This is a genomic window from Chryseobacterium sp. RLHN22, assembly GCF_051011795.1.
GTDB lineage: Bacteria > Bacteroidota > Bacteroidia > Flavobacteriales > Weeksellaceae > Chryseobacterium > Chryseobacterium zhengzhouense.
Window position 1 is genome coordinate 20,235 of the sequence record NZ_JBPCHW010000018.1, and the last position, 13,138, is coordinate 33,372.

The following is a 13,138-nucleotide window of genomic DNA, read 5'->3' on the forward strand; positions in this document are numbered from 1 at the left end:
TAAAAGAAATGTATGATTTTGGTAAAATTTTATTTTATTGATAATGAGTATTTTGTAAAATAAAATAATGCATTTTACAAAGCTTTTTATAAATTATAAAAAATGTTAAAAGTTTTTTTTCTTTGGAAATATAATAATATTTAACTTTGCTTTTTAAGAGTTTGATATGAAATTCCTTTGTCTGATTGTTTTCTCGTTTTTGTTTGTTGCTTTAGGGAATAATTGCACAAACTCTGCGGGCTTAAAAAATGATTTAAATCAAAGGGTTCCAATGACTGAAAAAAATAATTCGGTAGAGTTTTCCGAAGTGAGAAGGCTGAACAGAGAAGTGTCATTAAAAGAGTCAACAATCATTACAACTTTTAATGAAACTTTAGCGCTCTATAAGCAACTGGATGACAAAAAATTTTCCAGATCAGCACCGATTCCTACAATTTCGGATGATGAATTTCTTTTAGTATTGAAACCAATAATGAAAAAGCAGACTTTTGGAGATATTGAAGTTACTGAAATAAAAGAAAATAACTTTGTCTTAAATGTTTATTATAAAGAAGTTTCTAATGATGAATATTTAGCCGAGAAACAAAAAAATCCTATTCTGATTTTAAAAATAAAAGGGAATATTCCTAAAAGTATAAAACTCATAGCCGTTAATATTTAAAAAAATAAAAAAATATATGAAGAAAAAACTACTCGTTCTGGGTACTTTGCTTTTGTTTTCTGCAGCAGGCTTTGCGCAGAAGAATCACTGGAAAAAATATGATTCTAAAATCAACAGTGAAGTTCGTGAGAATAATGTGAGGATTACAGATTATTCTCTGTTTACACTGAATATTCAGGATATTCAGAACCAACTAAAAAATGTAGCCGACAGAGATTACAGCTCAAGTCGTAAAGGTGTAATGATCGATTTTCCTAATCTTGAAGGAAGTTATGATACTTATGAAGTTTATGAATCGACAACGATGCATCCTGATCTTCAAACCAAATATTCTGAAATCAGATCTTATATAGGATTCAAAAAAGGTGATCAATCTTCTGCAATAAGATTTACCATTGATCCTTATTTCGGGTTTAACGGAATGATCTCGAATAACGAAGGAATTTATTACATTGATTCTTATACAAAAGATAATCAGGTATATAAAATCTACGACCGAAAAAAAGCATCTTCTCTTAACCAGTTTGAATGTCTTTTTAATGGGGACAGCGAGCTGAAAGAATCTGCTCTCAATCAAAAAACAGTGATCGACGGATTAAACAGAAAGTATCGTCTTGCCATTACTACAACCACAGAATATACAGCATATATTGCTGGACAGGCAGGTGTAGGCTCCGGAACGGATGCTCAGAAAAAAGCGGCTGTACTTGCGGCAGTAAATTTAGCGGTGACCAGATTAAATCAGGTTTTTGAAAGAGATATTGCGGTAAGATTGCAGCTTATAGCCAATACAGATGCGCTGTTTTTCATCAGCACAGATACTTTCAATGCTTTAGACGCAGGGCAAATGCTCAATGAAAATATTACAGTAACGAACAACATCATCGGTGCTGCCAATTACGACATCGGCCATTTATTCTTCCAGGCAAATGCAGGAAACGATAACGGTCTGGCTGCAACACCTTCAATCTGTGGAGGTAGTAAAGCAGGTGGCGTTACAGGATCGGCAGTTCCGGTTGGAGATCCTTTCGTAATAGATTATGTCGCCCATGAAATGGGACATCAGTTTGGAGCAATGCATACACAGAATAATAACTGTAACAGAAATGTACCTACAACCATTGAACCGGGTAGTGCAAGTTCGATTATGGGATATGCAGGTATTTGTCCGCCCAATGTTCAGTCAAACAGTGACGTCTACTTCCACTCGATAAGTATCAATGAGATGTATACAAGACTTACGTCGGGTTCTACATCTACTTGTGGGGTTAAAACATCAATAGCCAACGGGGAACCTGTTGTAAATGCTGGTTTAGATAGAAATATTCCGAAGAGTACACCTTTCTTATTGACTGCAACGGCTACAGACCCAAATAATGACCCTTTAACGTATACATGGGAACAGATAGATGCCGGAGTTGCACCAATGCCGCCTCAACCGACAAATACTGTTGGACCTCTTTTCAGATCCGTAATGCCTACAGCTTCACCATCAAGATATTTTCCGAGACTTTCAACGATTGTTTCCGGATATAATCCTGCGATTGTGAATCCGGCGGATGTAAAAGCTTGGGAGAAGCTTCCCTCCATTGCCAGAGCTTTAAATTTCTCTGTTATGGTTAGAGATAATAATTCGCTTGGGGGGCAAACCGGACGTGACGATGTGAAGCTCACGGTTATTGATACGGCAGGTCCTTTTGTGGTAACTTCTCAGAATACTGCGGGAACTGTCTGGACTGAAGGACAATCTCAGACCGTAACATGGGATGTTGCCAACACAACAGCAGCTCCTGTAAGTACACCGAATGTAAGCATTTTGTTGTCAACCGATGGTGGTGTTACTTTCCCACATATTCTGGTTGCCAGTACACCGAATGACGGAAGTCATACGTTCAATGTTCCTGGTGGTTTAGGAAATAGTACAACCGCAAGAATCATGGTGAAGGCTGTAGAAAATGTATTTTTAAATGTAAATTCACAGAATTTTACAGTTAATTCATCTGCTGTTGTAGTGCCTCCAATTCCGAATCCTGGAACTCCAGGTACGCCGGGAACTCCAGGAACACCGGGAACTTCACCTTCTATTGCTTATCAGGGTTTAATGATTTATCCTATTCCTTCTTATGACGGTTATGTTTATATCAAATTAGATTTCCCTAGATTAAGTCCGCTTGCTCCGTATGCATTCTCATATACAATTTATGCGATGGACGGTAAGCTTGTAATTCCTAAGAGAAATCGTCTTTTCTTCTCGGAGCATTTAGAAAAAATTGATTTGACGCATTTACCTACAGAAGCTTACATGATTGATGTTGAGCTGAATGGAGAACGAATTGTTAAGAAATTATTGATGCTTAGAAAATAAGATAATATTAATAATAAACCCGTTAAGTTTTTTACTTAACGGGTTTTATTTTTTAGACTAATCAAATTTATTTTCAATTAAGCATTCTGAAACTCACTGATAAAATGCAGTTTCACATTCGGGAATTTTTCCTGCGTCATGTGAATCGTAAAGGAAGAATCAGCCAGGAAAACTAATTGGTTATATTTATCTCTCGCCAAAAATCTCTGCTTCAATCTTGCAAATTCCTTGAATTCATCCGATTTTTCATCGGCTTCAACCCAGCAAGCTTTATGCATAGAAAGTGGTTCATATGTACATTTTGCACCGTATTCATGCTCCAAACGGTATTGGATTACCTCATACTGAAGCGCCCCTACGGTTCCAATGATTTTTCTGCCATTCATTTCAAGGGTAAATAACTGCGCAACACCTTCATCCATCAACTGATCAATACCTTTTGCCAGTTGTTTTGCCTTCAACGGATCGTTGTTATTAATATATCTGAAATGTTCAGGAGAGAAGCTCGGAATTCCTTTAAAGCTCAATTTTTCACCGCCTGTCAACGTATCGCCAATTCTAAAACTTCCTGTATCGTGAAGACCTACGATATCTCCAGGGAAACTTTCGTCTACCACTTCTTTTTTATCGGCAAAGAATGCATTCGGTGAAGAGAATTTCATTTTTTTGCCTTCTCTTACCAATAAGTAATTTTCATTTCTTTTAAACGTTCCCGAAACAATTTTCACAAAAGCCAATCTGTCTCTGTGTTTCGGATCCATATTGGCGTGGATCTTGAAAACGAATCCTGTGAAAGTGCTTTCCTCAGGTTTTACCAAACGCGTATCACTTTCTTTTGGTTGTGGCATTGGAGCGATGTCGATGAAAGCATCCAATAACTCACGAACTCCAAAATTATTTAAAGCTGAACCAAAGAAGACAGGCTGCAGATCACCTTTCATATAATCTTCACGATTAAATTCTGGGTAAACAGACTGAACTAAATCTAACTCTTCTCTTAAGGTAGTTGCCGCTTTTTCGCCAATAACTTCATCGATTGAAGTGTCATTAATATCATTGAACTTAATAGAATCTCCAACTTTCTGTTTTTTCTCTTCTAAGAATAACTGAATATTGTTTTCCCATATATTATAAATCCCCTGGAAGTCGCTACCCATACCAATTGGCAAAGAAAGCGGGCAAACCGTTAATCCTAATTTCTGCTCAACTTCATCCAATAGATCGAAAGCATCTTTACCTTCACGGTCAAGTTTATTAATGAAAACCAACATCGGGATGTTTCTCATTCTACAAACCTGAACCAATTTTTCCGTCTGTTCCTCGACCCCTTTTGCAACGTCGATGACAACGATTACGGAATCTACGGCAGTTAAAGTTCTGTATGTATCTTCTGCGAAATCTTTGTGCCCCGGAGTATCTAAAATATTGATTTTGTGATCTCGGTATTCAAAAGCCAACACGGAAGTTGCCACGGAGATTCCTCTCTGTCTTTCAATTTCCATGAAATCGGAGGTCGCTCCTTTTTTTATTTTATTGGATTTTACCGCACCCGCTTCCTGAATCGCACCCCCGAAAAGTAGCAACTTTTCCGTAAGGGTGGTTTTTCCGGCATCCGGGTGAGAAATAATTCCGAAGGTTTTTCTTTTTTCTATTTCTTTGATTAAGTCTGACATATCGTATTTTGAAGTTGCAAAAATCGGGAATTTTATCGGATTTTGAAAATTGAATTTTGATTGCCAAATGGATGAGATTTAACCACAAAAGTCACAAAAGTTTTTTAGCCCATGAGTCATATAAGATTTAGTCTAATGTATGATACATATTTTAGAAATATAAGTTTTTAAAAATCAAATGCTTAATGTGTGAGCTGAGAACCACGAAGTGGTTCAATATCCATAGCCGTGGGTGAGACCCATGGAATAAAAATCCATTCCATATTATCCCTCAGCCGGCTTTTTCAAATTTGATCTTCTTTTAAGAAAAAATGCAAGTCCCAATCCGATAAAAACCATCGCTGCACTGAATGGAAAGATAAACTGCATTCCGAAAAAATCGGCAACACTTCCGACAATAGGTCCTGCAACGCCTAAAGATATATCAATGAAAAGCCCATAACCTGCCAATGCAGATCCTTGACTGGATGGTGAAACACTTTTTATAGCCAGTACACCTAAAGCCGGAAATATTAATGAAAATCCTAAGCCGGTAACACCTGCTCCAATTAAAGCAATTTGTGCATTCGTAGCAAAAGCAATAGTTAAAAGTCCGATAGTTTCTACTAAAAGACAGGCAATGGCAACTTTAATTCCGCCATAATTATTGATCACATTACTGAAAACCAATCTTCCCGCAACAAATAATCCACCAAAAACAGAAAGGCACAAAGCACCATTATTCCAATGAAAATGATTGTAATACAGAGTGATAAATGCCGAAATGCTGGCAAAACCAATTCCACCCAGCGCCAGACAAACGCCGAAAGGAGCAACTTTACCCAACACTTTCCAGAAAGACTGGGTTTCCTGAGCATTTGCATTGGTTTTATTTTCTTTGGTTTTTGCAAAAAGAAATCCTAAAATTCCTAAAATAATCGAAAGAATCCCGATTCCATATAAACTGAATTCATGTTCGATGGTAACCCCCAATGAAGCTCCGATGGCTAAAGCTCCATAACAGGCAACTCCGTTATAGGAAATAATTTTTGCTGTATGTTTTTCTCCAACTGCCATAATTGCCCAGTTGATAGGGCTTGCACCAATCATTCCTTCCGCACAGCCTGTCAGTAAACGGGTAATCACCAGAAAGGAAAGACTGATAATTGGTGAAAGTTTAAAATAATAAGCAATAATCAGAAAGATTCCAGTTAATGAAAAACTAATCATACTGAACAAAACCGCAGGTTTCGGACCTTTTCCGTCAATGACTTTTCCGGAATATGCTCTCAGAAAAAATGTGGAAACATATTGTAAGCTGATAACCAATCCAGCAATAAGTAAACTAAAACCTAAATTTTTATTAATGAAAATCGGAAGAACTGACAGTGATAATCCAATAATGAAATAACCGACAAATGTGAAACAAACATAAGTAATAAGTTGAAGATTCACATTTTCTTTTCGGTGTAAGGAATTGTCCATGGAAAGAAAAAATTAAGCTGCAAAGATAGTTTGATAGCAGTTGAGATTGGTAGAAATACGATAGATAATACTTATTGTTTCATATTGATAAAATGAAGTTGTAAAAGTGAAGCATTAATTGAGAATAATTTTGAGTGAAATCAATTATCTTTGTCTCGCTAAAATCAGAATTTATGGAGCAATCGAGGTATCCGAAATATATTTTTGACTGGATAGGAGGTTTAATACTTTTTGCAGGTTACATTGCAGGAAGTATTGCAATTGGCTTTCTGGGGTTAGGAGGAAAGTTTATTTTTAAACTTGATTTCATGCAAAAACCTTGGTTTTTAATGTTTTCGAATGCGGTGGTATTTTGTCTGATGATTGCAGCATTCGATTTTCTGATTGTTCGTCCGAAAACAGGAAAAAAACTTAATTTCAACTTTTCACCCACCAATTTTTATACCTATCTTCTCATTTTCCCTTTGATGTTGGGAATGATGTTCATCGGTGAATTTGTCACTTCTCAAATTCCAACAACGGGTCCTTTTTTCGGAGACTTTTATGAGTTTTTTGAAAATCTGATGGCAAATCTTGTTGATGATCCTGTTGTCATGATTTTAACGGCGGTCATCATGGCACCGATTTTTGAAGAGATTATTTTCAGGGGGATTATACAGAAAGGGCTGGTTAATAAAGGTGTTAAACCTTGGAAGGCAATTCTGCTTTCAAGCATTTTATTTGGTTTAATTCATGGAAATCCGTGGCAATTTGCAGGCGCTACTTTATTGGGTTGTGTTTTAGGTTTGGTTTATTACAAAACAAAATCTTTGCTTTTGCCAATGCTTTTACACGGATTCAATAATCTTTGTTCTTCAGTTTTAATATTTTATACAGAAAAAGAAAATTTCGCCGAAGCATTTCAGGTTTCGGAATATATGGTATTGGCTGTAGGAATTGTACTTTTTTCTGTGTTTTATTATTTGTTTATAAAGAAATACAAAGTGCATTATTCTGAAGTTTAACTTTAATTTTAAACATAAATTATACTAATGTTATCACAAATTTTACAAGATTTATAGCGTTTGTTCGTATGAAAATTTGTGTTTAAACTAAAAAATAAAATAAAAATGGAATTATTAGTTGCAACCCACAATTTGCATAAAAAAGAAGAAATTCAACAGATTTTGGGAGACAAATTTGTGGTAAAAAGTCTCGCTGATTACAATCTACATGATGAAATTGTAGAAGACGGAGATTCTTTCAACGCCAATGCTTTGATTAAAGCTAAATATTGCTTCGAGAAAACAGGAATTCCGAGTTTGGGTGATGACAGTGGTTTGGTTGTCGAATCTTTAGACGGAAGACCGGGACTTTTTTCGGCACGTTATGCAGGAGACCACGATTTTGCTAAAAACATTGAAAAAGTTTTAAGTGAAATGGAAGATGTAGAAAACAGAAAAGCCTATTTCATTACTGTTTTATGTTATTATGACGAAAACGGTGCAAAATATTTCGACGGTAGGGCACACGGAAATTTACTGACGGAAAATAAAGGACACAAAGGGTTTGGTTACGATCCGATTTTTGTTCCGGAAGGTTATGACATCACCTTTGCACAAATGGAAGCGGAAGACAAAAACAAAATCAGCCACAGAAAACAGGCTTTGGATTTGTTTCTGGAGTTTTTGAAAGGTTAAGGTTAAGGTTAAGGTTTAAGGTTAAGGTTAAGGTTAAGGTTAAGGTTAAGGTTAAGGTTAAGGTTAAGGTTAAGGTTGCGACTTTACTTCTTCTATAATTTAGTCCGAACTGCATTCTTATATTATTATGAGACTCAGCCTTAACCTCGGTCTAATTCTCACCCTCAACTTCAACCTTTTGTTGTACATTTGCTTTAATAAACTATTGATTTGAGTACTTATTTAACGATATTAGGCTTTAATTCAGCGATACCGACAGTCAACACATCGCCGACATCGCAGCTTTTGGAAATGGAAGAAAGATGTTTTCTGATTGATTGCGGAGAGGGAACACAGGTTCAGCTGCGAAAAGCAAAAGCAAGATTTTCAAAAATCAATCATATTTTTATCTCACATCTTCACGGAGATCATTGTTTTGGTTTGCCGGGTCTGATTGCATCTTTCCGACTTTTGGGAAGAGAAAATCCGTTGCATGTTTATGGTCCGAAAGGAATTAAAAATATGCTTGAAACCATTTTTACCATTACCGAAACACATCGTGGTTTTGAAGTCATTTATCATGAACTGGATAAAGATTATTCTGAAAAAATTTATGAAGATAATAGGGTAGAAGTGTTTACTATTCCGCTTGACCACAGGATTTACTGTAACGGTTATCTTTTTAAAGAAAAACCAAAAGATCGCCATATCAATATGGAAGAAGTGGCAAAATATGATGAAATTGAAACTTGTGATTATCATAATCTGAAAGCCGGAAAAGATTTTGTTTTAAGTGACGGTTATGTTCTGAAGAATGAAATTCTGACTACAGAACCAGCTCCTTCGGTTTCTTATGCATTTTGCAGTGATTCGAGATATCTGGAATCTGTGATTCCTATTGTGAAAAATGTGACGGTTTTATATCATGAATCTACCTTTTTACATGATTTAAAGGAAATGGCGGATTACACAGGTCATGCAACGGCTCTGGAAGCCGCAACAATTGCGAAAAAAGCGGAAGTAGGAAAACTTATTCTAGGACATTTTTCAAACCGTTATGGAGATTTGACGGTATTTACGGACGAAGCGAGGCAGATTTTCCCAAACACTTATCTCCCGAAAGCTTTAGAGTGTGTGAAAATTTAAAATTTTTAATTATATATTTAAAAATTAAGGCTTTTCAGTTTTAAAATGCAAATAATCTGAGTTGAGAATTGGGCTTAATAATATTTTATATATTTTCTTAAATTATCTATTAAACTTCACCCAATCTTAATATTTCAATTAAATAATAGTTTGATAAAAGGAATGTTTAAATAATGAAGTTGAATTTTTCAGAATTAAAAGGTTTTCTTGACGAAAAAGCTGATGTTTATAATAAACCGGATTTTATTCAGGATGATCCCGTTCAGATTCCGCATCGTTTTTCTTTGAAACAGGATATTGAAATTGCCGGTTTTCTGGCAGCAACAATTTCATGGGGAAACCGGAAGTCAATTATAAAATCGGCTGAGAAAATGCTCGATATTATGGGCAATTCTCCTTATGATTTTGTTCTCAATCATTCTGAAAAAGATTTGAGATTATTAAAGGATAAAAGCATTCACAGGACTTTTAACGGGGAAGATTTTTCTTATTTTATTAAACAGTTTCATAAGATTTATAACGAAAATCAAAGTCTTGAGAATTTGTTTTTAATCAATCATCAAGAAAACAATTTTTATCATTCGATAGAACGATTCAGGCAGAAGTTTTTAGGAATTGAAAAACACAGAACACATAAACACGTGAGCTCACCCTATAAAAATTCGTCATCAAAAAGAATTATGATGTTTTTGAGATGGATGGTGAGAAACGATAAGCGTGGCGTAGATTTTGGAATTTGGGAAAATATTGATCTTAAATTTTTATCAATTCCTTTGGATGTGCATACCGGAAATATTTCGAGAAAGCTTGGGTTGATTTCCAGAACTCAGAATGACTGGAAAACTGTAGAAGAATTAGATATAATCATCAGAAAATTTGATGAAAAAGATCCTGCAAAATATGATTTTGCTTTGTTTGGATTGGGAGTAACAAAAGAATTATTTTAAAACTGGAAGGATGAAAACACCGCACGAGAAAATAGAATTTTTAGAAAAACTGGCAGACGGAATCACCTCATGGATTGGTTCTATTCCCTCTTTAATTCTGCATACATTATTCTTTATTACTGCGTTTTTATTGCCTGCTTTAGGAATTATTGATTTTGATAAAATGCTGCTTGTTTTAACCACTGTTTTATCTCTGGAAGCAATTTATCTTTCGATTCTGATCCAGATGTCGGTAAATAAAAGTCATGAAAAAATTGAAGATATTCAGGAAGATATCGAAGACATTCAGGAGGATATCGAGGAAATCAGTGAAGATATTGAGGAGATTTCCGAGGATATTGAAGAAATCAGTGAAGACATTGAAGATATTCAGGAGGACATTGAAGAAATAAATGAGGATGAAGATGATGAAGATCACAATGAGCGGGCAAAAAATGTGATTCTTAAAAGCAATGTAAGTTCTAATAAGAATGAAATTAAGGCTTTAAAAGATAAAATCGCTGAACTTCAGAATAAAATTGATGAACTTAGAAAAGATTAACTTTTTTTAAAAACTCTGGATTTCACCCGATGGTCTTTTTATTAGAATAGAATTAAAACTTCATTAAAATTTAAATAAAATGCAATATTGCTGTTAATAATATCTCTAAGTGTATGTTCTAAGTCACTAAAAAATGGTAATTTTGAACAAACAACAGCAAAATGTTAAAATATAGACTAAAAAATTATCTTTTTCTCTCCGTACTATTGTTTATTTGCGCTTCGGTTTCTGCACAAAGAAAACCACCTAAAAATGTGGTTAACGCTGTCAATAAAAAAGCTGGAGCATTTATAGATGTAAACGCAGCGGGGTACGCTCCATCTACTTATACACCGGAGCAATTGGTAAAAGATATTCTTATCAACGGTGGTTCTACCTGTTCGGTTCCTGATGTTTCTAATGTTACAATCACACCCGCTCAGCCTGTTAGTAGTGCAGACAGGTTTTGGGGGTATTTTCATAAAGGAACAACAAATTTTCCCTTTACGGATGGAATTGTTTTAACGACAGGCCGTGCCAGTCAAGCAGGAAACGTAGCATCAAGCGCCAGTTATACAATTCCTAATGCAGGGATGAATGATCCGGATTTGTTGGCAGCAGTCCCAAATCCAAATCCTGGTGATGATTATAATGATAATGTTATGTTGGAATTTGATTTTGTGCCGAATTCTAACCAAGTTAAGTTTAATTATATTTTTGCCTCAGAAGAATATTCAGGAACTTATCCTTGTGAGTACTCAGACGCATTTGCACTACTAATAAAGCCCGTTGCAGGAGGTCCTTACGTTAATCTGGCTATTTTACCAAACAACGCAGGACCCGTTGCGATGACGAATATCCACCCGCTTATTCCGGGAACTTTTGGTTGTCCTGCAATCAATGAGCAGTACTTTGGAGGTTATAATTCTTCACCAAATATTGTGACTAATTATGACGGGAGAACTGTTCCGTTAACAGCAGTTGGAACAGTAACACCGGGAGTAGCATATCATTTTAAAATGGTTTTGTCAGACTACAGGGATCATAGCTATGATTCGGCGGTGTTTATTGAAGGGGGATCTTTTGATATAGGAATTAAGCTTGTAGATGGTAATGGTGCCGTACTGCCATCAACTTTAAATATATGTGATAATGTACCTCAGACTTTAGTTGCGCAGCTGAATGCAGTTCCTGGAACTACGTTTCAATGGTATTTAAATGACAACATCATAGCTGGAGCAACTTCATCTACCTATATTGCAACAGCACCAGGTAAATACGAGGTAAAAGTTGTCGTTCCGGGGAATAATTGTCCTGCATCCGCAACAATAACCATTGTCGGCGGTACCACACCCGTAGCCCAGAATGCAACTTTGAAACTTTGTACCACGCCAAGTATTATTGCTTTTAATTTAAATGATGCAAAACCACAGATAAGTACAACAGCTGCGGCTGTATTCCGTTTTTATGTAAATCAGACTGATGCTCAGGCACAGAACAGTAATTATCTTTCCGATGCAAGTTTAGCAGCCTATCCGGGTACAGATGGTCAGGTTCTACACGTTGTTGTTTCCAATGGCGGGTTCTGCAGTAAACTTGTGACATTAACTCTTCATAAAGAAGCTACTCCGGTTGCTCAACTTACCTCTTCAAAAGTGAAAATATGCGTTGGTGAATCAGTTACTTTAACTGCTTCAGGAGGAGTTACTTATCAGTGGAATGATTCTGCAATCAGTACTGCAGTTCGTACCCTTTCTCCAACTCAGACTACAACTTATACAGTGTATGCAATCGGAACACAAGGATGTAAATCATTACAGCCTGCAACAATTACTGTAGAAGTCGTGCCGGCGATAACTTCCAATCTTAAAGGCGGAATTATTTGCGTAGGCGATAGAATTACCTTAGATGCAGGAGCTGGCCCGAACTATACATATACTTGGAGTAACGGAGCTACATCACAAACCATTGTTGTTGAAACTCCGGGAATTTATTATGTAGACATCAGCAACGGAGTTTGTATGGAAAGATATACAGCCGAAGTGAAACTTGCAACTGTTCCGGAAATTATTAATGTCAACTATAATCAGAATGGTACTTTAATCGTTACTGCATCCAACCCAAGTGCGGGTGTTCTGGAATATTCTGTAGATGGCGGAGTGTCATGGCAGGGATCAAATGTATTCAACAATATTCCTAATAATAAAGTTATTTCTATTAGAGTAAGGGTGAAAACAACAAGCTGTGTAGGTTTCCTTGAATACTTTACTTTTGTGATGCAGAATGTAATTACGCCAAACGGAGATAATGTGAACGATATGATTGATTTCAGAGGGGTAAGTGACTACAATAAATTCCAGGCTGTAATTTCTGACCGTTACGGAAAAGAAGTCTTTAAAGCAGAAAAGACAAGACCTTTCTGGGACGGATATTTCCAGGGTAAAAAATTGCCAACAGCTTCTTACTGGTATCAGGTAACATTTGAAGATCCTGCAAGTAAGCAGCTTACTGTGAAAACCGGCTGGATTTTACTGAAAAACATTGAATGAAATTTATCAAAAATAATTATAAAAGACCGAAAAATCGGTCTTTTTTTATTTTAGGGTAAAAACAACTGGAAATGTGATGATTGTGTAATTGTAATAATACTAATATAAATGAAGTTTGCTTTAGTTTTAAATTAAAAAAATAGTATTTTTGTTGA

The 13,138-nt window shown here is 35.8% G+C and carries 10 protein-coding genes; 8 read left to right on the forward strand and 2 right to left on the reverse strand.

Annotation, left to right across the window (positions count from 1 at the left end):
- The first annotated feature begins 271 nt into the window (after positions 1-271).
- Both ACR1PN_RS16035 and ACR1PN_RS16040 read left to right on the forward strand, forming a co-directional pair.
- Positions 272-661: a hypothetical protein gene (locus ACR1PN_RS16035; RefSeq protein ID WP_433980844.1), complete on the forward strand. Its 390-nt coding sequence runs from the start codon at positions 272-274 to the stop codon at positions 659-661.
- A gap of 16 nt (positions 662-677) precedes the next feature.
- Complete coding sequence (locus ACR1PN_RS16040) at positions 678-3,026, forward strand: reprolysin-like metallopeptidase (RefSeq protein WP_433980845.1); 2,349 nt, start codon at positions 678-680, stop codon at positions 3,024-3,026.
- Between the two features lie 77 nt (positions 3,027-3,103).
- On the opposite strand, the gene ACR1PN_RS16045 is transcribed toward ACR1PN_RS16040, so the two are convergent.
- Together ACR1PN_RS16045 and ACR1PN_RS16050 are read right to left on the reverse strand one after the other, a co-directional pair.
- On the reverse strand, positions 3,104-4,699 hold the full coding sequence (locus ACR1PN_RS16045; RefSeq protein WP_433980846.1) for a peptide chain release factor 3: 1,596 nt from the start codon (positions 4,697-4,699) through the stop codon (positions 3,104-3,106).
- Positions 4,700-4,963: 264 nt separating this feature from the next.
- Complete coding sequence (locus tag ACR1PN_RS16050; protein WP_433980847.1) at positions 4,964-6,163, reverse strand: MFS transporter; 1,200 nt, start codon at positions 6,161-6,163, stop codon at positions 4,964-4,966.
- Positions 6,164-6,336: 173 nt separating this feature from the next.
- Here ACR1PN_RS16050 and ACR1PN_RS16055 point away from each other — a divergent pair, with 173 nt between their 5' ends.
- The 6 genes from ACR1PN_RS16055 to ACR1PN_RS16080 all read left to right on the forward strand — a co-directional run bounded on the left by ACR1PN_RS16055 (position 6,337) and on the right by ACR1PN_RS16080 (position 12,983).
- The gene (locus tag ACR1PN_RS16055; protein ID WP_433980848.1) at positions 6,337-7,167 is read left to right on the forward strand and encodes a lysostaphin resistance A-like protein; all 831 of its coding nucleotides are present in this window, start codon (positions 6,337-6,339) and stop codon (positions 7,165-7,167) included.
- Positions 7,168-7,266: 99 nt separating this feature from the next.
- Positions 7,267-7,842, forward strand: coding sequence for an RdgB/HAM1 family non-canonical purine NTP pyrophosphatase (gene rdgB / locus ACR1PN_RS16060; protein ID WP_433980891.1), 576 nt, complete (start codon positions 7,267-7,269; stop codon positions 7,840-7,842).
- A gap of 210 nt (positions 7,843-8,052) precedes the next feature.
- The gene (locus ACR1PN_RS16065) at positions 8,053-8,967 is read left to right on the forward strand and encodes a ribonuclease Z (RefSeq protein WP_433980849.1); all 915 of its coding nucleotides are present in this window, start codon (positions 8,053-8,055) and stop codon (positions 8,965-8,967) included.
- Positions 8,968-9,146: 179 nt separating this feature from the next.
- Positions 9,147-9,914 (forward strand): TIGR02757 family protein, encoded by a 768-nt coding sequence (locus tag ACR1PN_RS16070; protein WP_433980892.1) that lies wholly within the window; start codon positions 9,147-9,149, stop codon positions 9,912-9,914.
- A gap of 10 nt (positions 9,915-9,924) precedes the next feature.
- Positions 9,925-10,455, forward strand: a complete 531-nt coding sequence (locus ACR1PN_RS16075) for a DUF1003 domain-containing protein (protein WP_378181305.1) — start codon at positions 9,925-9,927, stop codon at positions 10,453-10,455.
- Positions 10,456-10,616: 161 nt separating this feature from the next.
- Entirely contained in the window at positions 10,617-12,983 is a 2,367-nt protein-coding gene (locus ACR1PN_RS16080) for a choice-of-anchor L domain-containing protein (protein ID WP_433980850.1), read from the forward strand.
- Positions 12,984-13,138 lie beyond the last annotated feature (155 nt).